At 61.2% G+C, this 25,634-nt stretch carries 27 protein-coding genes; 10 read left to right on the forward strand and 17 right to left on the reverse strand.

Translation table 11 applies throughout. The features are described from left to right. Nucleotides 1-19 precede the first annotated feature (19 nt). From J3D46_RS15285 to J3D46_RS15340, 12 genes are all read right to left on the reverse strand, one after another. Nucleotides 20-490, reverse strand: coding sequence for a GyrI-like domain-containing protein (locus J3D46_RS15285; RefSeq protein ID WP_231340662.1), 471 nt, complete (start codon nucleotides 488-490; stop codon nucleotides 20-22). Nucleotides 491-590: 100 nt separating this feature from the next. Continuing rightward, nucleotides 591-959: a DUF5655 domain-containing protein gene (locus J3D46_RS15290; protein WP_253468064.1), complete on the reverse strand. Its 369-nt coding sequence runs from the start codon at nucleotides 957-959 to the stop codon at nucleotides 591-593. After that, nucleotides 956-2,122, reverse strand: a complete 1,167-nt coding sequence (locus J3D46_RS15295) for an ABC transporter permease (protein WP_253468066.1) — start codon at nucleotides 2,120-2,122, stop codon at nucleotides 956-958. The genes J3D46_RS15290 and J3D46_RS15295 overlap by 4 nt, the downstream gene beginning before the upstream one ends. Next, entirely contained in the window at nucleotides 2,119-3,291 is a 1,173-nt protein-coding gene (locus tag J3D46_RS15300; RefSeq protein ID WP_256491430.1) for an ABC transporter permease, read from the reverse strand. Before J3D46_RS15300 ends, J3D46_RS15295 begins: the two co-directional genes overlap by 4 nt. Nucleotides 3,292-3,293: 2 nt before the next feature. After that, nucleotides 3,294-4,262, reverse strand: coding sequence for an ABC transporter ATP-binding protein (locus J3D46_RS15305; protein ID WP_253468070.1), 969 nt, complete (start codon nucleotides 4,260-4,262; stop codon nucleotides 3,294-3,296). A 12-nt stretch (nucleotides 4,263-4,274) separates the two neighbouring features. Continuing rightward, entirely contained in the window at nucleotides 4,275-4,745 is a 471-nt protein-coding gene (locus J3D46_RS15310) for a pyridoxamine 5'-phosphate oxidase family protein (protein WP_253468072.1), read from the reverse strand. Further along, on the reverse strand, nucleotides 4,720-5,232 hold the full coding sequence (locus J3D46_RS15315; RefSeq protein WP_231340655.1) for a hypothetical protein: 513 nt from the start codon (nucleotides 5,230-5,232) through the stop codon (nucleotides 4,720-4,722). The genes J3D46_RS15310 and J3D46_RS15315 overlap by 26 nt, the downstream gene beginning before the upstream one ends. Before the next feature lie 107 nt (nucleotides 5,233-5,339). Then, nucleotides 5,340-6,785 carry a DUF4389 domain-containing protein gene (locus J3D46_RS15320; protein ID WP_253468074.1) on the reverse strand — a complete coding sequence of 482 codons (1,446 nt, stop codon included), beginning with the start codon at nucleotides 6,783-6,785 and terminating at the stop codon, nucleotides 5,340-5,342. Nucleotides 6,786-6,787: 2 nt separating this feature from the next. Continuing rightward, on the reverse strand, nucleotides 6,788-7,063 hold the full coding sequence (locus tag J3D46_RS15325) for a hypothetical protein (protein ID WP_231340653.1): 276 nt from the start codon (nucleotides 7,061-7,063) through the stop codon (nucleotides 6,788-6,790). Nucleotide 7,064: 1 nt separating this feature from the next. Continuing rightward, nucleotides 7,065-7,511, reverse strand: a complete 447-nt coding sequence (locus J3D46_RS15330) for a universal stress protein (RefSeq protein WP_253468076.1) — start codon at nucleotides 7,509-7,511, stop codon at nucleotides 7,065-7,067. Continuing rightward, the gene (locus tag J3D46_RS15335; RefSeq protein ID WP_231340651.1) at nucleotides 7,511-7,978 is read right to left on the reverse strand and encodes a flavodoxin domain-containing protein; all 468 of its coding nucleotides are present in this window, start codon (nucleotides 7,976-7,978) and stop codon (nucleotides 7,511-7,513) included. Before J3D46_RS15335 ends, J3D46_RS15330 begins: the two co-directional genes overlap by 1 nt. After that, the gene (locus tag J3D46_RS15340) at nucleotides 7,975-8,304 is read right to left on the reverse strand and encodes a DUF3040 domain-containing protein (protein WP_231340650.1); all 330 of its coding nucleotides are present in this window, start codon (nucleotides 8,302-8,304) and stop codon (nucleotides 7,975-7,977) included. The genes J3D46_RS15335 and J3D46_RS15340 overlap by 4 nt, the downstream gene beginning before the upstream one ends. A gap of 126 nt (nucleotides 8,305-8,430) precedes the next feature. Here J3D46_RS15340 and ppsA point away from each other — a divergent pair, with 126 nt between their 5' ends. From ppsA to J3D46_RS15360, 4 genes are all read left to right on the forward strand, one after another. Then, a complete protein-coding gene (gene ppsA, locus J3D46_RS15345; protein WP_253468078.1) occupies nucleotides 8,431-10,842 on the forward strand; it encodes a phosphoenolpyruvate synthase in 2,412 nt (803 codons plus the stop codon). Between the two features lie 4 nt (nucleotides 10,843-10,846). Then, entirely contained in the window at nucleotides 10,847-14,014 is a 3,168-nt protein-coding gene (locus tag J3D46_RS15350; RefSeq protein ID WP_253468080.1) for an HAD-IA family hydrolase, read from the forward strand. After that, the gene (locus tag J3D46_RS15355) at nucleotides 14,011-15,036 is read left to right on the forward strand and encodes a 6-phosphofructokinase (protein WP_253468081.1); all 1,026 of its coding nucleotides are present in this window, start codon (nucleotides 14,011-14,013) and stop codon (nucleotides 15,034-15,036) included. Before J3D46_RS15350 ends, J3D46_RS15355 begins: the two co-directional genes overlap by 4 nt. 181 nt (nucleotides 15,037-15,217) lie before the next feature. Beyond that, nucleotides 15,218-15,475 (forward strand): YegP family protein, encoded by a 258-nt coding sequence (locus J3D46_RS15360; protein WP_231340646.1) that lies wholly within the window; start codon nucleotides 15,218-15,220, stop codon nucleotides 15,473-15,475. Between the two features lie 244 nt (nucleotides 15,476-15,719). Here the strand turns inward: J3D46_RS15360 and J3D46_RS15365 are convergent, their stop codons facing one another. Beyond that, nucleotides 15,720-16,733: a zinc-dependent alcohol dehydrogenase family protein gene (locus J3D46_RS15365; protein ID WP_253468082.1), complete on the reverse strand. Its 1,014-nt coding sequence runs from the start codon at nucleotides 16,731-16,733 to the stop codon at nucleotides 15,720-15,722. A gap of 211 nt (nucleotides 16,734-16,944) precedes the next feature. On the opposite strand from J3D46_RS15365, the gene J3D46_RS15370 reads away from it, so the two are divergent. After that, a complete protein-coding gene (locus J3D46_RS15370) occupies nucleotides 16,945-17,391 on the forward strand; it encodes a universal stress protein (RefSeq protein ID WP_231340644.1) in 447 nt (148 codons plus the stop codon). Nucleotide 17,392: 1 nt separating this feature from the next. Further along, entirely contained in the window at nucleotides 17,393-17,836 is a 444-nt protein-coding gene (locus J3D46_RS15375) for a pyridoxamine 5'-phosphate oxidase family protein (protein ID WP_231340643.1), read from the forward strand. Nucleotides 17,837-17,921: 85 nt separating this feature from the next. On the opposite strand, the gene J3D46_RS15380 is transcribed toward J3D46_RS15375, so the two are convergent. The 3 genes from J3D46_RS15380 to J3D46_RS15390 all read right to left on the reverse strand — a co-directional run bounded on the left by J3D46_RS15380 (nucleotide 17,922) and on the right by J3D46_RS15390 (nucleotide 20,763). Beyond that, nucleotides 17,922-18,785 carry a universal stress protein gene (locus J3D46_RS15380; protein WP_253468083.1) on the reverse strand — a complete coding sequence of 288 codons (864 nt, stop codon included), beginning with the start codon at nucleotides 18,783-18,785 and terminating at the stop codon, nucleotides 17,922-17,924. A 99-nt stretch (nucleotides 18,786-18,884) separates the two neighbouring features. After that, nucleotides 18,885-20,270: an MBL fold metallo-hydrolase RNA specificity domain-containing protein gene (locus J3D46_RS15385; RefSeq protein ID WP_231343482.1), complete on the reverse strand. Its 1,386-nt coding sequence runs from the start codon at nucleotides 20,268-20,270 to the stop codon at nucleotides 18,885-18,887. Between the two features lie 130 nt (nucleotides 20,271-20,400). Continuing rightward, a complete protein-coding gene (locus J3D46_RS15390; protein WP_231340225.1) occupies nucleotides 20,401-20,763 on the reverse strand; it encodes an SPW repeat protein in 363 nt (120 codons plus the stop codon). 240 nt (nucleotides 20,764-21,003) lie between these two features. Between J3D46_RS15390 and J3D46_RS15395 the strand changes: the two genes are divergently transcribed. Next, nucleotides 21,004-21,702: a response regulator transcription factor gene (locus tag J3D46_RS15395; RefSeq protein WP_231340224.1), complete on the forward strand. Its 699-nt coding sequence runs from the start codon at nucleotides 21,004-21,006 to the stop codon at nucleotides 21,700-21,702. Nucleotides 21,703-21,706: 4 nt separating this feature from the next. On the opposite strand, the gene J3D46_RS15400 is transcribed toward J3D46_RS15395, so the two are convergent. Next, nucleotides 21,707-23,416, reverse strand: coding sequence for a GAF domain-containing protein (locus J3D46_RS15400; protein WP_253468084.1), 1,710 nt, complete (start codon nucleotides 23,414-23,416; stop codon nucleotides 21,707-21,709). Between the two features lie 153 nt (nucleotides 23,417-23,569). Here J3D46_RS15400 and J3D46_RS15405 point away from each other — a divergent pair, with 153 nt between their 5' ends. From J3D46_RS15405 to J3D46_RS15415, 3 genes are all read left to right on the forward strand, one after another. Further along, nucleotides 23,570-24,040: a pyridoxamine 5'-phosphate oxidase family protein gene (locus J3D46_RS15405; RefSeq protein ID WP_231340222.1), complete on the forward strand. Its 471-nt coding sequence runs from the start codon at nucleotides 23,570-23,572 to the stop codon at nucleotides 24,038-24,040. Further along, nucleotides 24,037-24,501 (forward strand): pyridoxamine 5'-phosphate oxidase family protein, encoded by a 465-nt coding sequence (locus tag J3D46_RS15410; RefSeq protein ID WP_253468085.1) that lies wholly within the window; start codon nucleotides 24,037-24,039, stop codon nucleotides 24,499-24,501. The genes J3D46_RS15405 and J3D46_RS15410 overlap by 4 nt, the downstream gene beginning before the upstream one ends. Nucleotides 24,502-24,562: 61 nt before the next feature. Next, entirely contained in the window at nucleotides 24,563-25,630 is a 1,068-nt protein-coding gene (locus J3D46_RS15415) for a zinc-dependent alcohol dehydrogenase family protein (protein WP_253468086.1), read from the forward strand. Nucleotides 25,631-25,634: the final 4 nt, after the last annotated feature.

Raw genomic sequence — 25,634 nt, forward strand, 5'->3', positions numbered from 1 at the left:
TCGGGAGTGTCCGGGCTGCTCAGATGACGGGCCAGACAACTCGCGTCTGCCACTTGGCAGGGTCCGGTTCCTTTTCGGGGTCACTCATATAGAACTCCCACATGGTGTCTGAGGGTGTTAAACCTTCCGCACTCATTCGCTCGAGGATGAGCGCGTACGTCTGCTCGAGGGTGTCGTAAGGTCCCTTATGCACAGCTTCGAGGGCGTCCGACTCCGGCAACATTCCGCTGATAACCTCTCCGGCAGCGGAGAAATTCGGTGTCACGGGGAAGCCGGCCTCTACGTCGACGGAGTCGGTTGGCATCCCGTGGTACATGGCGAACGGGGGTCCCGTGGGGCTGGCGTTCTGGGCTTGGACGGCCGCCATGGCAGCGCCAAATGCGCGGCCGAAGAATTCCGTCAATTTCGCCATGGGGACCCGCTCGCGGAGCACTGCAGTGGGTTGCTCGGAGGTTCGAATCAGGGCGGGTTGCTGGTCGAGGATGCTCATACTTCAAGACTTCCCCGATCGGGCTGCTGTCAGTAGGGCCGAACGACTCTAAAACCGGGACAAGCTGGCAGGTGCGACGCAAACGTTCGGTTCGTGGCAACTATGCCGTCTCAAAGGCCTCCTTGATCCACTTCGCAACCTCGGCGTCGACCAAGGCGGGGTTGTGGAGTTCCACGTGATGCATCCACACGGAAGGAGCAGGATGAGCTATTTCTTTGAACCTTGGGGAGTCGAGCTTATAGGGCAACGCCAACGACAACACGGCCGGTACCCCCGAATGGACGTACTTGTGCGGTCGCCACAAGTAGGCAAACCCACGATGCCGCCGTAGGGCGACCTGGCTCTTGGAGACGTGGACCTGAAAATCACCGAGTCCACCGGCGATGGCAAAGACGGCCTCACAGATCGCGAGACCTTGAGGGGATCCGTTGAAGAAGGCAACAGCATCCGCGGGCAGGACCGTGGTCATAGCGCCCTTCGGAGGCTGCGCCGGAGGAACCATGCACCACAAAAGAGGAGAACCGCGGCCATCCCTGCCAGAACGCCCAGGCCAGGCAGGATGTCGGAGAAGGAGGCGTCCCGCCGCTGGATGGCGGCCAGGGCGTCATATGCCCACCGGTGAGGGGTGAGCCACGATATTGATTGGAGTGGTTCGGCGAAGAACTCCGGAGGCACCATGCAGCCGCCCAGACCAGCCAGTACGAGACCTGCGCCTATGCCGATCCCTGTTGCGGCGCCGTCGTGATCCAAGAGCGAGCCGATGATCATGGCCGCTGCGGCCGCTACCGCGCTGAAGGCCAGAAGTACCAGTGCGGTGAGCCAGAGGTTGCCCCAATCGACGCCGAAGAGCAGAGCCGTACCAACCAGGATGTATGCACCTTGAACCGAGGCGATCCCAAACCTTCCTGCTGCCTGGCCGATGATCGTCTGACCGCTGGTCACAGGTGCTGCCATGGTGCGCGGGATGACGCCGAACCGGCGGGCCTGGATCAGCGTGGCGGCACCGGTGAGGGAACTGAGAAAGATGAACAGCAGCAGTTGCTGTACCGCCCCAAGATCGAAGACTCCGAGTCCGCGGAACTCCTGGGAGGTGTTGTCGGTGTCCACAATGTCTACCCGGGGTGCCTGAACAGCTTCTTTCGCCTGGGCCAAGGCGGATGCCGCGGCCTCTGCCGGCAGGCCTGCCTGTTCCAAGGCGGCGCGCTGGCTGTGCCGCACGCTGATGGCCATCAGGGAGCCCTTGACCTCCTGCAATGCCGCTTGGGCCGAAGCCTGCGATGCCGTCAGAATTTCCAGATCCGCTACGCGTCCGTCATTGAACGCGGCTGCCGCTTCGGGGCTGATGATGACCCCGACGTCGGCCCTTCCGCGCCCCAGTTGTTCGCGCACCACTTGCGCAGTACCGGATTCCACCTGCATGCCGTCGGCTTCCAACTGTTCTGATATCGACGATTCCAGAACCGTGCCGGAACCACCGCCCAATGCAACCCGGGTTTCGCTGTTGCTGGAGCCGAACTGGGTGCCCAACAACAGAATCAACAGGAGCGGGAAGATGAAGACGAAGAAGATGTTGGATCGGTCCCGCAGGAAGCGCCGCACTTCCACGCCGGCGATGGCGAAGATCACTTTCACGTCTTGGCGCCCCGGTCCGGCAGGAAGCGGGCCGTGAGGACGCATGCGGCCGCGAATCCCCACATCGTCATCAAGGGCACGGCGACTTCTGCGACGCCGCCGCCACCGGCCGAGATTCCCAAGCCCCGGATGAAGGCTCCCACCGGGTTCAGGTCCATGAGGACCGCCATGAATCCTGACGCCTGGATGGGAAAGAAGGCGCCTCCCGCGATACCCAACACCATGGCAATTATGGATTGCGCCACATTGGCCTGCTCGGCTGACCGAACCACCTTGGCCACGATGAAGGTCAAGCTGGTGGCTGCGGCCGCTGCGGCGAGGACCAGCAAGACCACAACGGCGGGGGACCCGAAGTCAACGCCGAAAAGGAGCGTGCCGCTGGCAAGCAGCACGGCACTGGCGGCGACTCCCAGAGAGAAACCAACAACAGCTTTGGCGGCAACGACGGTCCACTGCGGCACAGCTGTGGACCTGATCCGGCCGAGGGTTCCCTGCTCCTTTTCCGCCAACAGTCCAAGGACACCAAACCCTACTGTGAACAAGAGGAACAAACCCGTTTGACCGGCCACCAGGCCGGCCCGAAGTGACAACTGACCCGTTGCGGCAACTCCTTCCCTTACATGGAGGATTGGTTCGCCGGACACCGCGATACGCCCAATGCCCGCTGCCATATCAGGGGAGATCCCACCTAGTCCCGCAGCCGTCTCCGTTACCGACGCGGCAGTGAACCGCTCCACGATTCCAGTCACGATTGAGATCAGGACACTCGTCTCGAGGACTGAGCCGCTGCCTTCGATCAGTTGGAGGGTGGATGGCTGCCCGGTAGCCAGTGCGGAACTGAAACCGGCCGGGATGACCAGTCCCAGGGCGGCGCCCGACGTGCGGGTTTCCGAGCTCACGGCATCTGGTGACACCTCACGGACAGTGACCTTCATGGCTTCTGTGGACCCCAGTGAATCCAGCAGCGCAGCTCCGAGCGGGCCGGAGTCTTCGACGCTCACTACGACCGTGGCTGGTTGCAGGTCGACGCTGCCGGTACCCAGTCGGCCAAAAGCCAGGCTCAGCACGCCCATCAGTGCCAACGGGACGATGAGTGAGAAGATGAGCACTGACTTATCCCTCCGGCGTTGACGAAAATCATTGCCGACCATGGTCCAGAGCGCTCGCATGGTCAGTCCCTGAGCGCTTTGCCGGTCAAATGCAGGAAAACCGATTCGAGGTCCGGTCGCGTCACGGCGACCGAAGCCATGGTCATTCCTGAGCGGGCGGCAGTGGTGACAATCCCTGCAAGCAGGGCGGCCCCGTCCGTAACGGTGAGCATCAACCCGATTTCCCCTGAATCGGTGACGCGATGAACGCCGTCGAGTGACCGGAGTGCTTCAGCCGCCGCCGTGAGCCGTCCGGTCCCCACAAGGGTGATCTGGTCCAGTCCACCGGTTAGCGTGATGAGTTCGTCCCTGGTTCCTTCGGCCTGGACCCGGCCCTGATCAAGAATGGCAATCCGATCACAGAGGCGCTCGGCCTCTTCCATGTAGTGGGTCGTGTAAAGGACAGCCGTACCCTCCGATGACAGGTTTCCCACCGCCTCAAGAATTGAGTTGCGGGACTGCGGGTCGACACCAACCGTCGGTTCGTCGAGGATCAGCAATCGGGGGCGGTGCAGCAGACCGATACCAATGTTCAAACGACGTTTCATTCCACCGGAGTACTTTTTGGTTTGCTCACCCGCACGTTCGGCCAGCCCAAGGAGATCCAGGACTGAGTCCACCCTGGAGGCCAGTTCTTTCCGCCCCAGTCCTTGGAGCCTGCCGAAGAAGTTCAGGTTTTCGCGGGCCGACAGATCCGGATAAATGGCGAGCTCCTGCGGTACCAAACCAAGATGGCGCTTTGCCGCAGTTCCCGCAGGGTCCATCCGGGTGCCGGCCACGTCTACTGACCCGGAATCGGCGGGGATCAGGCCGGCGACCATGGAGATAATGGTGGTCTTTCCGGCACCGTTCGGGCCCAGGAGGCCGTAAGTCTCGCCGGGGCGGATGATGAAGGAGACGTCGTCGACGGCGGTCAGGTCACCGAATCTCTTGACGAGCCGGTCTGCTGACAGGACTGTTCCGGTGCGAGGAGGTGCCACCTGATTCTTCAAGGGCGCACCGGACTATTCCAGGCCGGCCCGTGTTGCGTCGTTGAGTGGAGTCCGAAGCGACATCGGCGCTGAAAGGTCGAATCGTCTCCCGGTTACTGAATCCGGAACGATCCTGAAGAGGTGGTCCTGGCCCACTCCCTGCCACGGGAAGAGGGCACGCCTGATTTCGTCAAGACGGGGGCCCTCCGATCCTGCTTCTTCAACGCCGCCTTTCGCCACAACGCTCCAGGCGATACCGAACTCGGCGCTCACGGAGTCCGCTTCGATTGCTACCACGGCGTCATCCTCCATGGCCCACTGTTTGGTTCCCGGCCCGGTCCTGAAAACCACAGTGTTGTTATCCACGGCGAAGTTCACGGGAAAGATATCAGGGTGGCCGTTGACGATCACAGAAAGTCGTCCAACGTTGGCCTCGCCGAGGAGCCTCCAGCAATCTTCCGTTTCAAGTACTTCTGCCTCAGGCACTATGTTTTTGTCGCTCATGCGGAGATCCTACGGCCGCTTTTCGGTCCCCAACAGGGCCCAAAGGCCCAGCCTGCAACCCAGTGTCTGTGGCCGGGTGTGGCGAGGCTACTCCAAGCAAAAGCAGGAGCAAACCTACTTCCGCCAAACCCGCTCCGAAGTAGGCCGCCTGCAGGGCGCTGAACGGGATCAGGGCCATTTGGACGAAGATCCACACGAGGATGGAATATCCCGCCGTGGCGGCCGCCATGGATGCCAATCCACGTCGACGGAAGAGCAGGACGAAGGCCACCGTGTGTGAGCCCCCGACGATGACGGCCAGCAGAAGCCCCGGGACCAGGTAGCTGCTGAAGGGTGACCCGTCCAGGTATTCGACCGGTAGCTGGATTTCCGGCGGCAAAACGCTCTTGTCCACTCCCGGCCACGATCCGATGGCCATGACCAAGCCGCCGGCAATCGATGTCAACGCGACCAATGCCTGCACGGTCAGAAGCATCCCTCGAGTCATGGTTCCTCCTAAATGATGGTGTGTCGAAAACGTTGTCCGCAGCTACCGCAACGGAAGCAACTACACCGACACGCCGACGTCGGGGGTTACTGCTGGCTCGTCGTCATTCACTGCAGGCCGGCCCTTCCGTCAGCGTTTGGGGGCTGCAGTTGCTCGGGATCGAAGGCACCCTGATCCAGACGGAACGGCGGATATTCGTCGCGCAGCAGGGCTCCGTAGATGAGCACGCGGTACACCCATCGGTTGATGCCCATGATGAAGGCGAACAGGGGTCGCGGGTAGCTGCCGGTAAACAACAGGATTACCAAAGCGATGAGGACCAGCAGACCCAGCAAGGACAGTCCGCCGCCGCGATCGTTGATCACGCCGGCGGGTCCGTCCTCGGTTCTCCAAGCCCACGTCGCCGTTCCTGTGAACGCCCCCACGATCAACAGGTGCGGTATGAGCAGCAACCAGGACTTTACAAGAACCAGGCCCCGGGAGAGGCGGGCCGGATAAACCACCTCCACGTTCGCCGGGTAGTCCGTCCGGGAGAGGCTGAACGGAGGATAGTGATCGGTCCCGCCTGCGGCGTAGGCATAGAAGGCCACGCGCCAGTTCCATCGGAGGACGCCGACATTGAAATGAAAGAGGGACAGCGGGTAGCGGCCAGTAATAAGGATGGCGAACCAAGCAATGATGCTGGTGACGGCGAACGCGAACCAGAGGAAAAACAGCACGAAGAAATGGGGGATGGCGAGGAACCATTTCACCAGCCACAGCCACGGCGACAATGCGGCGTCCAGCTGGCCGGTGAAATGAAGCGGAGAGTTAAGGGCGCTTACCGGTGCGGGTCCTCGCGCTGCCGGTGATGTCGAAGGGGGTTGCCCCGGTGATCCTCCGCCACGGCCCAGACCTACGGCGCCCAACACCAACAGCGGAACGCCGATAAGGATGGCCAGGACGCCGGCGAACAACAGGCCCATTGCGGCAGGCCTCATGAGGTCAGAACGGAAACCGGCCTGCAGATCTGCGGAGACGCCACCGCTGGCGTCAGCGTTCATCACCACCACAGTCCAATTACCGGGGGCGATGTTCCACGTGAGTTCCTGCTCGCCCGTTCCGGAGGCCGAGGCTGCCCAGAACTGTTGCGCACCGGGCGTTGCAGGGGTGGATGATCCTGGAATGTCCGTGTAAACGGGCCGGAAGGGTTGGAACTTCACTTCACGCAACTCAGTGTGGTGCACCCCTGCAAGGTATGCGTCCACCTCGTTCTGGGGTGCAATGCCAATGAAGACTTCACGCCCGGCTTCCGTCGCGGAGGCACGGAGCCTGAGGGTTCCGACGTCGAAGGGAAGCCTTTCGGGCGTGCCCTCGCCCACCGCATCGAGTTGGGGGGAGACCAATGCCCGGGACGAAACCGTGTACCGCTCTGTTGGGGAGGTGAAGAATGATCCGTCGTTTTGGGAAGAGGCAAGCCATGTCGCTACCGCACCTGCCGCGGCCAACGTGAAGCCGACCAAAGACAGAACAATGCCGACAATGAGGAGGACAACATGACCTGGTTTTTTCATGGTTAGCGTTCTTTCCGGTTGGAGATCAGCGAGGCAACGCCGAGGGCTGCGGCAGCGGCCCCGGCCGCAGCCGGGAACAAAGCCGAGAACAGCATGGTGTTGGACAGTGCCAGGACCCCGTAGATCAGGAGCAGGAACGTCGCACCCCTCGACTGCGCGGAAGATGCGGTCCCGAAGGGCAGTAGGGTCTTTGTTAGCCCTACCGCTTCGATCACGGCAGACGCGCCGACCGCCGGTCGCACTGGAGCTGCTGGTACGGACATCTGCCCAGTGGTCATCTCAATGACCCTTCTCCGGGGAGTGGACCACCAGGACGGGGCAGTGCGCGTGAGCAACGCAGCCCGAACTGACCGAACCGAGGAGAAGTCCACCAAAACCACCGTGACCGCGCCGGCCTACCACCAGAAGTGATGCATGTTTGCTGCCCTCAACAAGCCCTGCACGGGGAGACTGCCGAACAAGGCGGGAACTGACGTTCCTGGGCTTCTCAGTGCCGAAAGCCTCGACCAGTGCCTTATCGAGTCGTTCCTCGGCATCATGGGCGAAGCCATCTATGCCCATGGCCAGATATCCTTCGTATCCCAGCGGCATCTCCCAGCACCCCCACGCTTCAAGCGGTGCATTGAGGGCCAGCGCAATTCGTTGTCCCTGGCGTAGTGCTTCCACCGATGCGTCGGAGCCGTCGACGCCAACAATGATCTTGCTCGGGTCAAGCCAGCCTGCCATCACGCACTCCTCTGGATTCCATATGCTGTGGCAATGGACAAGAGTTCTTCACCCCACGCAGCTGCGCGGGACGTCTGTCCGTCAAGCAAGGGACCCTCAGTTCCCTTGACGTAGAAGGCCATTGGCTCGGCCACTATGCTGGCTCCGGCCTCTTTGAGGGTCTTTGTGATCTTCTTGGCGGCATCACCATGGATGAACAGCTTGACCCTCGTATCAAAGCCGGCAGCAACCACCCCGGAAAGCCCTCGGCTGCCAAGACGGGCCAGAGCCTCCATGGTTTTCTGTGTGGGGCGCCAACCGTTGATCGGGCTGCCGACCACCAACAGGTCACCTGCCGAGATGTCGTCGGATCGCACCTGACCGGCCGGCAGGACTTTCGCGTTCAGTGGGCTGAGGCCTGCGGCAATGGCCTCAGCGATCGACTTGGTGTTGCCAAAGCCGGAATCATAGACAACGAGTGCTTTCATGACTGTTCCTTGTTCTTCTCGTGGGCGTTTTCCCGGGTGCGCGGCCTCCACCGCATAGGGCGGTCACCCATGAAAAGGGTTGCCCAGTACGTCCCCCCACCCATCACGAGGAAACCCACCACACCGAGTGCCAAACTGCCTAGTGGGAAACTCACCAGCAGCAGTCCGAGCCCGCCGAGCGCAGCAAGGCAGCCTCGCTTTATGCCCTTCCAGCGGCGTCGATCGAGGTCTTCCAGGCTCATGAGTGCTGCCAGCCTGGGGTCCTCCTCCAGAAGACCCTGCGAAATGTTGTCCAGTTCGAGCCGTTCGAACTCCGAAAGTGCCATGGTGTGCCTCCTGCCTTCCCTCCCAGCATGTGTGGTGCGGCAATGCGGAAACAGGGCCGAAAGTCACACCAAGGTTCGGGACCAAAGACTCTGCCCGGGCTGGCCCGGGCCGCCCAGAATCAAGGCATGGAGCCAGCCATCGAAGAGTCATATGTCACATGGTTTGAGGACATCGGAATGGGGGATGTTCCCGAAGTGGGCGGTAAGAATGCGTCACTGGGTGAACTCACCACATCGTTGCGTTCAGCAGGGGTGAAGGTCCCCGACGGCTTCGCTACGACGTCCGGCGCGTACAGGAAGTTCTTGGCTGCCAACGGACTCGAATCGGTCATCAGTCATTCCATGAGTGAGCTTAGGTCAGGCAGGTTGTCTCTTCGCGAGACGGGGCATGCCATCCGCGACGCAATGTTGGCGGGCGAGTTTCCGTCCGGACTTATTGAGGGCATCAGGCATAACTATCGGCGCCTGGGCGAACGGGCCGGGCAGGAGCGATTGGCGGTAGCTGTCCGCAGCAGCGCAACGGCAGAGGACCTGCCGGATGCCAGTTTTGCCGGGCAACAGGAAACATTCCTGAATATCTCAGGTGAGAGCGCACTCCTGGATGCCTGCCGACGCTGTTTTGTCTCGCTTTTCACTGATCGCGCCATTAGCTACCGGGAGATCAAAGGGTTTGGGCACTTGGACGTGGCACTGTCCATAGGTGTCCAGCGCATGGTTAGATCCGACATCGGAGCGTCAGGGGTGATGTTCTCCATCGATACTGAGTCGGGCTTTCCACAGAGCGTCGTCATCAGCGCGGCCTGGGGATTGGGCGAGACCGTTGTCCAGGGCACCATCAACCCGGACAAGTACCAAGTGTTCAAACCGCTACTTGATAACCCCGCTCTGGTGCCTGTGATCGAGAGATCCGTGGGATCCAAAGAGCGCAAGATGGTGTACCGCTTGGGAGGGACCGCCTCCACGGCGATGGTGGAAACCACCGACAAAGAACGACGTGCCACTGTTCTCCCGGACATCGACATCATCAAGCTCGCGCGGTGGGCCGTGTCCGTGGAAGACCACTACGGACGTCCCATGGACATGGAATGGGCCAAAGACGGCGTCACAGGCGAGCTGTTCATGGTCCAGGCGCGACCGGAAACAGTTCAGGCCCAAAAAAGCGGGACGCTCTTCCGCATGTATCACCTGGGACAGGATGGCCGTCTCCTTGCGTCCGGCGCAGCGGTCGGGAATTCCATAGCCGTAGGCCCCGTCTGCATCATCCGCGATGCCAAGGACATTGAGGCGTTTGTGGATGGGGCCATTTTGGTAACCCGGATGACGGACCCGGACTGGGTTCCCGTGATGAAGCGGGCAGCTGGGATCGTGACTGACCACGGGGGACCCACCAGTCACGCGGCGATTGTGAGCCGTGAGCTAGGCGTTCCCGCCGTGGTGGGTACTGGCGACGCAACTGACGCGCTGGCAGGTAGGGAAGTTGTCACGCTCTCGTGCGCCGAAGGAGAAGAGGGACACGTCTATGACGGGATGCTGGACTTCGAAGTAGAAGAGGTGGACACCGGGAGCCTTTCCGAAACGCGCACGGACATCATGGTCAACATCGCCAGCCCGGCCGCAGCTTTCACCTGGTGGCGTCTTCCCGCTGCAGGAGTCGGCCTGGCGAGGATGGAATTCATCATCAACAACTTGATCCGTGTTCATCCGATGGCCCTTATCCATCCCGAGTTGGTGATGGATGACGCCGAATCAGCTGTTATTGAACAACTGACCAGGGGCTACACCAGCCCCGAGGAGTATTTCGTCAGTGTCCTTGCCACAGGCATAGCCAAGATTGCTGCTCCTTTCCATCCGAAACCAGTGGTTGTCCGGCTCAGCGATTTCAAGAGCAACGAGTATGGACATCTCATCGGCGGCAGCTTCTTCGAACACCCTGAAGAAAACCCCATGCTGGGATTCCGGGGGGCTTCCCGCTACTACAACAAGCACTACCGTGAAGCTTTCGCGTTGGAATGCCTGGCCGTGAAACGCGCACGTGAAGTCATCGGCTTCTCAAACGTCATAGTCATGGTTCCCTTTTGCCGCACAGTGGATGAAGCGGACAAGGTGCTCAATGCGATGTCGGAGAACGGACTTGTGCGTGGAGAGCACGGGCTGCGCGTCTACATGATGTGTGAGATCCCTTCCAACGTGGTGCTGGCGGAACAATTCGCCCGCCGTTTTGATGGGTTCTCCATCGGTTCCAATGATTTGACCCAATTGGTGCTCGGCGTAGACCGTGATTCGGAACAATTGGCAGGGCTCTTCGATGAACGCGATGAAGCCGTGACCACCATGATCTCGGAGGTCATCGGGAAGGCGCATGCAGCAGGAATCCGGATAGGGATCTGTGGTCAAGGTCCAAGCAACCATCCGGATTTTGCGGAGTTTCTTGTCCGTGAAGGCATTGACTCGATTTCACTGAACCCCGATACCTTCATCCGGACGGTCCCCTTGATAGCTGCTGCAGAAAAGCATCTCAAACGGCCGGACCCAGTGTAGAGCCATGAAGGGATCACCCACGGCGGCTGCGGCGAGACCCCCTTATGACGCGGTCATCTTCGATCTGGATGGCGTAGTCACCCGGACTGCCATGGTGCATCAGCTGGCTTGGCGCGACGCGTACGAGGCGATTATGGGCGATCCCAGGTTTCCGAAGGTCAAACCTGTGCAGCCGTTTACTTCAAACGACTATTTGTCCTTGGTGGACGGCAAGCCCCGCGAAGTCGGGCTCATGAACCTGCTGGCGTCCCGGGGCGTCGTCGTTGATCTCGGCGCACCAAGCGATGCAACCGGCGATTGGACCGCTTACGGGCTTGGGGCGCTGAAGAACAAGGCTTACCTCGCCCGTCTAAAGAAGGACGGCGTTCAGGCATACCCGGGAACACTGGAGCTGCTGGGCAGTCTGCAGGCGGCAGGGGTTAAGGCGGGGGTGGTGACGTCGAGCCGCAACGCCACTCCCGTGTTGGCCGCGGCCGGCATGGCAGAGACTTTCGCGGTGGTGCTGGACGGTACCGTCGCCTCAAAATTGGGGCTCCCGGGCAAACCTGAACCGGATGTATTCCTGGAGGCGGCCAGGCGCCTGGGGGTCCCGCCGGCTCGCGCCGTGGTCATAGAAGACTCAGTGGCGGGGGTGACATCCGCGCGTCGCGGTGGATTCGGGCTTGTGGTGGGCATCGACCGGCAGGGGACCCGCCGACAACTCGAAGCAGCTGGTGCGCACGTGGTCCTCAACGATGTAGGCGAGCTGGACCTGGGCCTGGTCATGAGTGATCCTTGGCAGCTCACCTACGAAGGGACAGCGCCGGAACACGAGGGGCACCGGGAAGCCCTCACGACGTTGGGCAACGGATATATGGGTGTTCGCGGGGCTGTTTCCGAAGGCGGCCGGGAATCGCGCTATGCCGGCATGTATCTGGCCGGTGTCTACAACAGGGTGGTCGCCAGGATGGGCGAGGAGTCTGTAATCGACGAGCACATGGTCAACGCACCCGATTGCCTTCCCTTGGACCTCTGCCTGGAGAACGGCACGTGGTGGTCGGAGGCTGGCTTGCGTTTGGTGGAGGAGCGGCGGACTTTGGACATGGGTCGGGCTCTGTTGATTCGTCATGATCTTCTGGAGTCCCCGGACGGTCGGCGTCTGGACGTCGCTGAAAGGCGCTTGGTCTCCATGGCGGAGCCGCACGTGCTGGCTGTCGAGACTCTCTTGACGCCGCTGGGCTGGAACGGAACAGTCACGGTGCGGAGCGGGGTCGATGTTGGCATCAGGAATGCGAACCTGCCGGAGCCGGCCATGGGAAGCCGCGTCCACTTGAGCGACAAGACGGCAGGAAGCCGTGGTGGCCCAAGCTGCGATCTTCTGGTCGAAGCCGAAACCAGCCAGAGCCAAATACGTGTAGCCGTTGCCTTCCATGCAGATGCTGCAGGCAATGCAGGGTCGCCTGGAAGGGTCAAGGCGTTCCACTTCCTCACTTTTGACGTTGCTTGCACTGATGGTGCGGCAACCGCCTTAACCAAGGTTGCCGCCGTCGTAACATCCCGGGATAAGCCCATATCGTCCGCGGGTTCGGCCGCTTCGGCCGTTCTTGCGAGGGCGGGCACAAACTTTGAAGCTCTGCTGAGTTCCCATGTGGCCGCGTGGAGGCGGATCCTTCGGCCGTTCCTCGTGGAACTCGACTCCTCCACCCAGGTCCAATTGGTCTTGAACCTTCATCTTTTCCACCTCCTGCAGACCCTGACGCATCACACGGCAGAGCTCGACGCCGGTGTTCCGGCCAGGGGACTGCACGGCGAGGGCTATCGGGGTCACGTCTTTTGGGACGAGCTCTTCGTCCTGCCCGTACTTACTGCCAGAACCCCCGAGGTGGCCCGGGCACTGATCGAATACCGATGGCGGCGGCTCCCGGAAGCAAGGCAGGCGGCGTCAAGGCTCGGTTTGCCCGGAGCAATGTTCCCGTGGCAAAGCGGCAGCGACGGCAGCGAAGAAACTCCGCATTGGCTCTACAACGCCAGGTCGGGGCGCTGGGTGCCGGACCATTCCAGGATGCAACGGCACGTGGGGCTCGCGGTTGCCTTCAACGTCTGGGAGTACTTTGAAGCCACTGGTGACAAGGCTTGGTTCCTGTACAAAGGAGCAGAACTCGTTGTGGAGGTGGCACGCTTCTTTGCTGCCATGGCGGCGTATGACCACCACGATCACCGTTTCCACCTGAAAGGCGTCGTAGGCCCGGATGAATACCACACCCGCCGTCCAGGGGAGCCTGATCCGGGCCTGGATGACAACGCCTACACCAACGTCATGGCGGCATGGACCTGCGAGCGCGCCGCAGAGATTCACGGGATGCTGAAGGGCCATGAGCTGGCTGATCTCACGGAGCGTTTGAGCATCACGGCTGACGAAGTGTCGTTGTGGAAGCGGGTGTCCCGGAGGATGTTTGTTCCGTTCCACGCCGATGGTGTCATCAGCCAGTTTCATGGGTACGACGCGCTGGAAGAACTTGACTGGGACAAGTACCGCCAGGTGTACGAGAACATCGAGCGGCTGGATCTCATCCTTGAAGCGGAGGGCGACGACGTCAACCGCTACAAACTCGCGAAGCAGGCCGACGTGTTGATGTTGCCGTATCTGCTGGGCCATGAGGGGCTCCGCGAGTTCATGGCGAAACTTGGTTACGCCTTGTCCAACGAGCAACTGGACCGGACTATTGAGTACTACCTGGCCAGGACGGCTCACGGTTCCACTCTGAGCCGCGTCGCCCACGCCTCTGTCCTGGCTTCCGTGGACCCGGATAGGGCATGGGATAGCTTTCGGGAGGCGTTGGACGCAGATCTCGATGACACCCAGCATGGGACAACCAAAGCGGGTATTCACCTGGGTGCCATGGCAGGTTCCATAGACGTCATTCAGAGGAGCTTTGCCGGGCTGAAGTTGGGGCGGGATGGTTTGTCTTTCACGCCGTGCATGCCCAGAGGACTGCGCGCAGTTGCCTTTCACGTGAAATACAGGGGGCATTTGCTGAAGGTCCAGCTCAAGGATGGGCGCATCCGGGTATCGTCCGCGCATGGCGATGCCGCTCCCGTTTCTCTTCGGATGGAAGGGCGGTCTGTCATGTTGGCACCCGGGGAGAGCAGGAGCTTCAGGCTGGATCCTGGCCAGGAGGCGCGCCGGTCATGAGGCGCTTGGGGATTCTCACAAGTGGTGGTGACTGCCCGGGTTTGAATGCTGTCATCCGAGGGGCAGTTCTCAGGGGGACCATCAGCCACGACTTCGAGTTCGTTGGATTCCGCGATGGGTGGAAAGGTGTCCTGGGTGACGATGTCATACCACTGCCCAGGTCTGCGGTGCGGGGGATTTCCGGTCTCGGGGGCACGATGCTGGGGACATCCCGGACGAATCCCCTGCGGGACGGTGAATCTGGGGCCGTGAGCCAATCACTTCGCAGGCATGGTGTGGACGGGTTGATAGCCATTGGGGGTGAGGGAACCCTTGCGGCGGCCCGGATCTTGTCAGAGCAGGGAGTCAACGTTGTTGGTGTACCAAAGACCATCGACAACGACTTGGGTGCTACGGATTACACGTTTGGATTCGACACTGCCGTCCAAACGGCTACCGAGGCAATCGATCGCCTGCGAACAACCGGGGAGTCCCATCATCGGTGCATGATTGCTGAGGTCATGGGAAGGAGTGCAGGGTGGATCGCCTTGCATGCAGGGATGGCCTCGGGCGCCCACGCGATCCTGATACCCGAGCACAGGGTTTCCTTGGAGCAAATAGCCGTTTGGGTCAGTTCGGCCCATGAACGCGGCAGGGCCCCTTTGGTGGTTGTTGCAGAGGCTTTCGCACCCACGGGACAGGAGGCACCGTATTCACCAAGGGGTCTTGATACCTTCGGCCGGCCGCGTCTCGGTGGCATCGGAATAATGTTGGAAGGGCTGGTGCAGGAGATGACCGGGATCGAAACCAGGGCCACCGTTCTGGGACACATCCAGCGCGGGGGCGCACCCACGGCTTTCGACAGGGTCCTCGCCACCCGCCTGGGTATGGCTGCGGTTGGTCTCGCTTCTGAAAGGAAATGGGGGACCATGGTCTCCCTGAGAGGCACCGACATCACGGACGTGCCCCTCGCGTCGGCTTTGGGGGATCTCAAGACCGTTCCGGAGGCACGCTTCAAGGAAGCGGAAGCCTTGTTCGGATAGCGGGGAGATTGGTCCGCCGTCATGGGGCATGCCTTCCAGCGTCCAAGGTCCTGCAACGGGACCGGGCAAGAAGCAACGGGACTTCCGGCCCTTACGACCCAACTCTGTCAGCGGGCATCCTGATGGAAGGCATAGGGGGACCGATGATGCCGTGATCAGCAAGTGCAGAAAGGGCGGACCCATGACTGGGATCTTTGAGCTTTTTACTGACGGCCAAGCCAACGTCAGGTTCCGGCTGGTGGACTCCGAAGGACGGGAACTCGCAGTCTCGTGCTCGTACGTAGACAAGGACTCCGCGGTGCGGGGCATCTCTCGTGTCCGTGAGTGCGCGGGGATGGGCTTGGTCCAAGACCATTGTTTGCCGATGTCGCCAGCCGACACGAAACCCGCAGGCAGCCGGGTTCCTGCGCATGGGCAGATGCGCAGGGTTGCCGAATGAAGATCGAACGCAGTTCTGGGAAATCGGAACCCGGACCTCAACGCCCATCTGAGACGGCCGAGCCAGGGTCGGGCAATCAGGGCAGTCAGCCGCAACGCCGACGGGTTCCTTCAATCCCACAGAATCCGCTGGTTCAGCAGTTGTTTCGGATGGGCAAACGCCGCGAGGACGCGGAAGCAAAACTCGAGAAACGGTTCGCGAAAAGAAAGAAAACCTGACGTCCAAGCCCGGTGACGGTGACCCGTCATGGAATCCTCAACACGGCGGCTCCAGTGATTCTGTCATTCGCGAGGTCGTCCAAGGCTTGATCGGCAGCGGCAAAGGGATATGCCGTGGTGGTGGGAATCAATGGCATGTCCGCTGCGAGGGAAAGCAATTCCGTTCCGTCAGCCCTCGTGTTGGCGGTGACGCTGCAGACTTGCTTCTCGTAGAAGAGCTCGTCCGCATAGTTCATCGAGGGGATGTCGGAGAGGTGGATGCCGGCCACCGCCAGAGTTCCGCCCCTGTCCAACGCCCTCATCGCGATAGGTACCAGTTCACCCACCGGTGCGAAGAGAATGGCTGAGTCCAGCTTCACCGGGGGAGCGTCGAATGCACCGCCGACGTATTCTGCACCCAGGCTTCGGGCCAAAACCTGCGCCTCCTCGGATCGTGTCATGACGAAGACCGACGCGCCTGAATGGATTGCGATTTGCGCGGTCAGGTGGGCTGAGCCTCCGAACCCGTAGATGCCCAAGCGGCCGCCGGGGGGAAGGGCAGCCCGTTTCAGGGCACGGTAGCCAATAATGCCGGAGCAAAGGAGCGGGGCCGCCTCCTCATCGCTGAAGTGGGGAGGAACGGCGTAGGCAAAGTCCTCCCTGACTGTCATCATTTCCGCGAAGCCGCCGTCACGGTCCCAGCCAGTGAAAACCGGTGTGCTGCACAGGTTCTCGGCGCCGCGCTGGCAATAGTGGCAAGCACCGCACGTGCCGCCGAGCCACGCGATGCCCACCCTGTCGCCGGTTTCAAACCTGCCAGTGCCGGGGCCTGATTCCACGACGATTCCCACAGCTTCATGACCTGGAACAATCCGGGAATGGCGCGGAGGAAGGTCACCTTCAGCCAGATGCAGGTCCGTGCGGCAGACACCACACACGTTGACTTTAACGAGTAATTCGCCCTCGTCAGGTGTCGGTACGACCTTGCTCCCTTGCTCCAGCGGGTGAGTCGAAATGCTTCCTGGCCGTCCCACCCACCACGCCTTCATCGTGTTTGCCATGCAATGAGCGTGATGCAGATGTGATCCGGCAGCAAGAGTCAAAGGTCCTACAGGAACTGGGGTGGGTACGCCTGCTCATCCCTATCGAGGTCTGGACCGAAGATATCGGGCACTTGGGTCTCCGGACACTGTGACCTTCGGCCCTGTTCGATGATGGCCAACCACGGCATTCTGACAGGAAGGAAAGCCACAAGCGCCAGGAGGAAAAAGAATGAGCAAAGACGGATCACCGGGGAAGATTATTGTGGGGGTGGATGGTTCGGAGCCGTCCATCGAGGCGCTCCGCGAAGCCCAACGTTTGGCAGTCCCCTTGGGGGCAGCAGTCGAGGCGATGGCCTACTGGGATTTTCCGCCGGTCTATGAGGGCTATCTCGCCGTGGGGATCACGGGATTTGAGGAGGCAGCCGGGCAAGTCCTCAAGGAGTCAGTCGAAAAGGCGTTCGGCATTGACGTGCCGGACAACGTCACTTCGCACCTGGAACAGGGCCATCCCCGGCAAGGACTGATCAAAGCAAGCCGCGGGGCTGAGATGGTGGTCGTGGGCAGGCGCGGCCATGGCGGATTCGGCGGCCTACTGATGGGATCGGTCAGTTCGGCCTGCGTCGCCCACGCACATTGCCCCGTTCTTGTAGTGCACACCCCCGAAAAGGAAGCATGAAATGAGTGTGCCCAGCCAAGAACCTGTACGCATCGATGGTGCCCGTCACGTCAGCGAAGACCTTAGTGAGGTGCAGTGCTGGGAGAAGCTGCATTCGCACGACACTGGGCGGATAGGTTTCGTCCACCACGGCAGGGTGATGATCTTGCCTGTCAACTATCTGGTTCACGATCACGCCATTTACTTCCGCACTTCGCTGGAAGGGCTGATTGGTGGGCCGGCGGCCCGGATGCAGACATCTTTCCAAATCGACGATGCCAGGACTGATCGAAGCGAAGGATGGTCGGTGTTGGTCAGCGGGTCCTCAACCCATGTTGTTGACCGGGAGTTACTCACGCGCCTTTGGGGCCACATGACGGCAGAACCATGGGCCGGTGGGGACCGAGGCCTCTTCATCTGTATCCAGCCCACCATCATGACAGGGAAGCACGTTTATCTCGCCTAGCTGTGACGCGAAAGTGCGGGCTTGCCCGGGGGAACCGGCAAGCCCGCACTTTCAGTGCCCTAAGTTTGGGGTGTCATCGTCACTTTCAGTCGGAGTGCTTGACCGGGCTGATCCGCGCGATAATCGTGGGACACGGCAATTTGGTGAGAACCGCATGCGCTGTCGAGCCCAACAAGAGGCGTTTGAAACTGCCCCGGCCGCGGCTGCCTACCACCAGCAGTTGTGCTGTGGCCCCGGCCGCGAGCAGTGCTTCGGCGGGCCGCGTGTGGGTGTCGAGGACTTGGTGTACCACCAGATCCGGGTACTTGTCTGCCAAACCGGCGACAGTTTCGGCCAGGACGACGCGCTCTTCTTCCGTGATGACCTCGAAGTAGTTGGTGTTCGGTACACCGCGGGTTACCCGAGGTTCCGGTGTGAGGAAGGCATGGAGAACCGTCAGCTCCTGTCCCTGGCGGTCGGCCTCTGCCGCGGCAAACGCGACGGCCTGTGTGGCCTCTTCAGAACCGTCCACGCCGACTAAAATCCCTTTGCGGTTTGTCATGTCGTGCTCACCGATAACTGCTACGGGACAACGCGCGACGGCGGCAACCTGTAAAGCACGATCGGTCAGGGAACCTCCGGCCCAGCCATGGCCGGAACCAATGACCACCATGGCGGCCTTTTTGGACCTCTTGCCCAAAGCGTAGCCGGCCCCACCCGAGACGAGGTCGGTGGTGACATTGACGGTGGGTTCCATCTTTGCGGCACGGTCCTTGGCAGCAGCAAGAAAGTTGATGCCGGATTCCCGGATCCACTCGTTATAGCCCACAGAATCGTACGCCCAGCGGTCATCCACGGCATGGACAAGCTGTACCGGCAGCTTCAGGGCGGCCGCTCGACGCATGGCCCACCCCATGGCAGCCTCGCTGCTGGGTGAATCGTTGACACCGACGACAATTGCTTCATTCATGGCTTGGCCCGTTCTTCGTTGATGGGTTCCCGGATATCGGCCGGGGCCTTGTTGTCAGTTTGTACCGGGTTCATACCGCCCGGTTAGGGCCGGAAGTCCTTATTCCGGTGTGGCTACGGAGATGGTCTCCTGATACTCCGGAACCCGGGCATTCCACCCCAGTTCATGCTTGATACGAAGCCGGAGTGCCTCGGATGCCTCCGGTTCACCATGAGTGATATATGTCATCCGTGGTGAGGTGGGTGCTGACCGCATCCAACGAATGATGGCGTCCGAGTCCGCATGGGCGCTGAATCCTTCGAGTTGGACTACTTCTGCACGGATCCGGACGTCTTGCCCATAGACCCTCAGCTCTCGTGACCCGGCGGCCAACGCAGCGCCCCTGGTTCCGGCGGCCTGATACCCGCTCAAGATGACTGCGTTCCTGGGATCGCTGCCGTATGCCTCAAGGTGATGCAGTATCCGTCCACCGGTCAGCATGCCGCTGGCGGAGATGATGATCATGGGACCACCTCGGAGATTGAGGAGCTTTGAATCGTCCGCCGTTCGGGTCATGGTGGCCAAGTGGTACATGTCCTTGAATTCTTCCGGGCCCAGCCGATGTTCATCCGGGTGCTGCTGGTACATGTAGGAGGCATCAATTGCCATGGGGCTGTTGAGATAGACGGGAATATCGGGAATGAGGCCTTTTCGGCGCAGGCGCGCCAGCTGCAGCATGAGTGTTTCCGCGCGGCCGACGGCGAATGCTGCGATGAGGATGACGCCATTCCGCTTGGCCACCCTGGACACTACCTCGCCTAGTTCGGTTTCGGGACTTCCGGACGGATGGGTCCGGTTGCCATAGGTGGACTCCGTGATAAGCACGTCAACGGACTCCAGCGCCCGGGGCGGGTACATCAGCGGGTCGTCGTCGCGGCCCAGATCTCCGGTGAAATGAACAGTGTTTCCGCCCACCCGGATGTGAAGCTGCGCGGCCCCCAGGATGTGACCTGCCGGAACGAACCTGGCCTGGACGCCGTCGCCAAGGTCCATGGGCTCGTCGAACTCAACAGGGCGGAAACTATTGAGCGACTTCACTGCGTCTGCCGCTGTATAGAGGGGCAGCGCAGGGGTGTGGATGGACGATCCACGGCGATCGGCGTACTTGGCTTCCTCCTCCTGCAGGTGTCCGCTGTCAGGCAGCAGGAGTTTGCACAGTTCAGTGGTCCCGTGTGTGGCATGGACGGGACCCCTGAAACCATCCCTCACGAGCCTGGGAACGTAGCCTGTATGGTCCAAATGGGCATGCGTCAGCAGGACTGCATCAATGGATGCGGGGGAGACAGGAAAAGGCTGCCTGTTCCGTAGGCGGAGCCGTTTGTAACCTTGGAACAGTCCGCAGTCCACCAGGATTCGCGTTCCTTGGAAGTCCACCAGGTAGCGGGAGCCAGTTACGGTGTCCGTGGCGCCAAGAAAGCGCAGAGTTGCGGGACTTTTGGTGGCCATGTCGATGCTCCATCCTTTGGGCAGGGTACGGCTCCACGGGGTGAACAAAGGCCGGGCCGTTGAGGGCTGTTCACTGCGATGAAGCCATTGGCGCCGCGCGGTTGCGCGGCGCCAATCAGTGGTGTGGTGATTATGGCGTGGACGCCACGTGGTGGTGCCTGTATTCCTCAGTGCTTGGCCTGATCGCCAGAGCGGTCACCACCAAAGCCACCGCACCTGGGATCCAGGCACTCCAGGCTGCGCCGGTTGCGGAGGTGAAGCCACCCACCCAAGGAGCCAGGAGGAGGGCTACTGCCACTATTGCCTGGGCCCACTCAGCGACGGGCATGCCGGGCATCGCCAGGTTCACCACGCCTCCAATGACCAGCAAGAGGCCCAACGTGACCATGATCGCCGTCGACGACCCGGTTTGCGTGGTCCACAGAACAGACAGGGCTGCATATGCGCCGGCAGCGATCACGGTATAGTCCTGCCAACGCGTCCATTTCTTCATGGGGATCGATACTCCTTCATTTTGTTCGATGCCGGGGCCGCCCACCTTCTGCGAGCGGTTTCGGGTCTCCCGTTCTTCCAGCGTCGGTACAAAGGCACATTCCCAACAGGGCCAAAAGTCACACGCGCCGGCAGGGTCCTTGGGCCCTTGTGGGCAGGGCAGGCAGTCGGCAAGAATTTGGCAGAGCCGCCAACAAAAAGCTCTCGATATTGCGGCCATCGGCCGCCGGACAGGAGAATCATGGATCGCCCAGAAACAGCCGGCCAAACCACCGGCGTTTCCCCAGGAGAACCAATCCGCGTTTTCATCCTCGATGACCATGAGTTGGTTCGCAGAGGCCTCCAGGAACTTTTGGAAGGCGAAGGTTTCGTGGTTGTTGGCATGTCCGGTTCAGCGGAAGAAGCGACGCGCCGGATTCCCGCGTTGCGTCCCGACGTCGCTGTTCTGGACGCACGGTTGCCCGACGGCACCGGAATCGAGGTGTGCCGGGACGTTCGCTCCGTGGACCCTGGCCTGAATTGCCTGATCTTGACAAGCTACGACGACGAGCAGGCCCTCCGCGCCGCTGTTCTTGCCGGGGCTGCAGGTTACATCCTGAAGGAAATCGGGGGCACGGACCTGCTTGGCGCCTTAAGGAAAGCCGCCCACGGTGAGTCGTTGTTCGACGAAGCCGTCAAGACGAGAATCGTCCAAGGCCTCACTGCACCGAAGAAGCAGGATCCCAGGACAGCTTCCCTCACGCCGCAAGAGCGCCGTGTCCTTGACTATGTTGGTCAGGGCATGACCAATCGCCAGATCGGCGAGGAAATGCTTTTGGCAGAGAAAACGGTTAAGAACTACGTCTCATCCTTGCTGGCCAAACTCGGGTTTGAGCGCAGAACCCAGGCGGCGGTGTTCATGGCTCAAGCACCCGAAGAGGATGCCGGTTCCCTGCGCTGAAGGATCAGCTCAGCGGGACAGACCATGTCATTGCTGTCCCGTTTCCAGGCGCACTGGTGATGGAACTGGTCCCGTTCATTTCCTTTGCGCGCAGAGCAATGTTGGCCAGGCCGTTTCCCGGGGCCGGATCGACAAATCCGCATCCGTCGTCCACCACTTCCAAGGTCAGCCAACCTTCGGCCACTGAAACTGAAACACTGATGGATTGAGCCCCTGAGTGGCGCACGGCATTGCTGAGGCCTTCAGATACGACAGCCAGAAGGTGTTTGATGATGGCTTCATCGTCCACCAAGTCAACGGCGCCAGCCAGCGTCAGATGTGGCGCGTACGGCAGGGACTTGGCACCGGCCTGGATTGACTGGAGGATGCGGCCGCTCAACGGCTCCCGCTCACGGGTACTGGCCTGCAGCGAATAGATGGTGTTGCGCAGATCGCGGATACTTGTGTCCAGCTCTTCGGTCACAGAGTCGATCCTGCTCAAGGCAGCCTCGCCGGTCGTGAAACGCCGGAGGCTTTGGAGGCTCAGCCCAGCTGCAAACAGCCGTTGTATGACCAGGTCATGGAGATCCCGTGCGATCCTGTCCCTGTCGGAGAACACCATCACTTGTTCCCGGAGCCGGTGAATCCGCTCCAGCGCCAGCGCGAGGGCCACGTGCGAACCGAAGACTGCCCCCATCTCCACATCGGTCTTTGAAAAATTGCCTGAACCGGGATCGCGGGCAAGGACCAAGAGACCGTGATGGGCTCCTTGGGCGCTGAGGTCGATGATCAGCAGCCGGGCCGACACCCCCTCGCTGGCAAGACCGAGGAGATCCTGGGAATCATCAAGGCAAGCGGGCTTTCCGGTGCTTGCGACGCCCTGCACTTCAGTGGCTTTCATCGCCAACGACGCGCCGGCGAATTCAGCGCCACGGGCTCCAGCGGTGCCCGCCACTACATAGGGCTCATGAGGAGACGGAACAAGGATCAACGCCAGATGGGAACCCGATTCCCGGAGGGCCCTCGCCGCGATCAGGTCCAATGCCGAGTTCTCGGCCTGCCCCAGTTGGTCTGCGCCGAGCATTGTTCCCGTAACGTCCATGCAGGCTTCAAGCCAAGAGGCGCGGCGGCGGGCATCTTCATACAGCCGGGCGTTCTCGATTGCCACGCCGGCCGCCGCGGCCAACGCCACGGCAAGGTCCTCATCCTCTGGCGTAAAGTCTCCGCCGCCTTCTTTTTCGGTCAGGTAGAGGTTCCCGAATACCACATCCCGTACCCGCACCGGGACTCCGAGGAACGACTTCATGGGAGGGTGGTGCTGCGGGAATCCGTAGGCTTTCGGATGGTGGCCGAGGTCATGGAGGCGCAGCGGCGTCGGCTCCGTGATGAGCAGTCCGAGGACACCGTGTCCAGTAGGGAGAGGGCCGATGCGTCGGGCGAGCTCGCCGTCTATACCTACCGTAATGAAATGACTGAGAGCGTTGTCCTCCCCGATGACACCCAAGGCGCCATAGCGCGCCTGAAGCAGCCGACATGCCGAGGTCACCACGCGGTCCAGCACCGCTTCGAGGCTTAGGTCTTCTGCCACGGCCACAACCGCCTCGAGCAAGCCCCGTGTTCTTTCCTGTGCCTGGAGAAGCTCTCCGGCGCGGCCAACAAAGTCCTTCAGGAGGTCCTCAATCCGAATCCGAGGCACAACGTTGGGCTGGGGCTCGGGTGCTTCTGAGTCGTTCACCGGTTCCTTTCAAAGAATGCTGGAAATCCTGTGAGGGGACCGAACGGCGCCCTGTTGCCAGACTACTCTGGCGCCCGCGCGGCAACCATGGACATTGTGCATGTGGGCCTTTGGGCCCTGTTGTCCCCGCGCAGCCGGACCTACGGTCTAACCATGACGAACAAACCCACGGTTCCGGAGGCTGAGATCCTGGACAACAAGCAGTGTTGGGAACTGCTGCGCGGTGTCTCGGTGGGCCGCCTTGCAGTCTGGGCGCAGGACCATCCAGACATCTTTCCCATCAATTACAAAGCAGACCACGGCACGCTGGTCTTCCGCACCGGTGAGGGGAGTAAGCTCCACGCAGCCCTCAGCGCCACACCGGTAGCGCTGGAAGCTGACGGAGTTGACCCACAGTCGGGAGTCGCGTGGAGCGTGGTGGTCAAGGGAAAAGCAGAGAGCATCAAGCTGACCCAGGAAGTACTGGACACTGTCGGTCTGCTGCTCTTCCCGTGGCAGGCCGGGCGGAAGGATCATTTTGTCCGGATCGTTCCCACCTCGTTGACCGGGCGCCGCTTCAACGTGACCCCACCGCTGACGTGGTGGAGTCCGCTCGACGACGCCACCCGGGCGGGTTTGGAATGAAAACAAAGCCAAGTGCCGGCGTCGAACGTCTGGAACCGGACGAATGCTGGGACCTGCTGGCGCAAACGAACGTAGGCCGCTTGGCCGTCCTGGTAGACGGACATCCCGATATCTTTCCCGTGAACTATGTGCTTGATGGCGACAGCATCGTGTTCCGAACCGGGGCGGGCACCAAGTTTTGGAGCACACTGACAACCCCTTGCGCTCTGGAAAGTGACGGCTACCGGACCTTCAGCGGAAAGGCATGGAGCGTCGTTGTCCGAGGGCAGACGCACCTGATACTCGACCGGCAGGAAAGAGCCGACGTCGACGCCCTGGGCCTGGATCCCTGGCAACCAGGCATCAAGGACTGCTACCTGAGGCTGACTCCGGAGGCGGTCACTGGGCGGCGGTTCAAGACCAAACGCCCAGATCTCTGGGGGACTCCCTTGAACGACGCCCGTCTGGACGACTTCCACTAGCGCACGCACCAGCGCACGCGCCCGGTGTTTCAGCCAGGCATAACAAGGACGGAGCAACACAATGAAGGCACTCGTCTACGGTGGCCCCGGCGAAAAGTCCTGGACAGACGTTCCGGATCCGGTCATCCTGCACCCCACCGACGCAATCGTTCGCATCGACACCACCACCATTTGCGGTACTGATCTGCACATCCTCAAAGGAGATGTCCCAGCGGTCCAGCCAGGGCGCATCCTCGGGCACGAAGGGGTAGGGACCGTATCCGATGTTGGGAGTTCAGTGAGTTCACTCCGCCGGGGGGACCGGGTGATCATCTCCTGTATCAAGTCCTGCGGGCACTGCGGCAACTGCAGGAAGGGACTGTTTTCCCATTGTCTGGGTGATGAAGGACAGGCTGGAACCGGCTGGATCTTCGGCCACCTCATCGACGGAACCCAGGCTGAATCCGTTCGGGTTCCCTATGCCGAGAACTCCCTGCACAAACTGCCCCACGGCGTGACCGACGACGAAGCCGTCATGCTCTCCGACATACTGCCCACGGCCTTCGAAATCGGAGTCCAGGCCGGACACGTGGCTCCGGGAGACGTCGTGGCCATCGTGGGGGCAGGACCCATTGGACTGGCGGCCATGGCAACAGCCGGACTCCACGGTGCGGCAACGGTGGTGGCCATAGATCCAGACGAGGGCCGGCTCACCAAGTCCCGCGACTTCGGAGCCACCCACACGGTCAATCCCGGCAACCCCGAATGGATTGCGGACGTTCTCGCCCTCACTGATGGCGCCGGGGTGGACGTGGCCATGGAAGCGGTCGGATTACCGGAGACTTTTGACATGGCCCTGCGCTTGGTCCGCCCCGGCGGGCACGTAGCCAACATCGGGGTCCACGGAAAACCCGTCCAACTGCCCCTCCAGGACCTGTGGATCCAGAACATCAACATCAGCATGGGACTGGTCAACACCGACACCACCCCGATGCTGCTTCGCCTGGTGGCCCAACACAAGCTCCCTGCGGATAAGTTCGCTACGCATCATTTCGGGTTGGAGCAGATCATGGATGCCTATGACACGTTCTCGCGGGCGGCGGAAACAGGGGCCCTGAAGGTGGTTGTCAGCCGAAACCCTCATGACTGACCAG

Origin of the sequence: Paenarthrobacter sp. A20 (genome assembly GCF_024168825.1) — a bacterium.
In the GTDB taxonomy this organism is placed as follows: domain Bacteria; phylum Actinomycetota; class Actinomycetes; order Actinomycetales; family Micrococcaceae; genus Arthrobacter.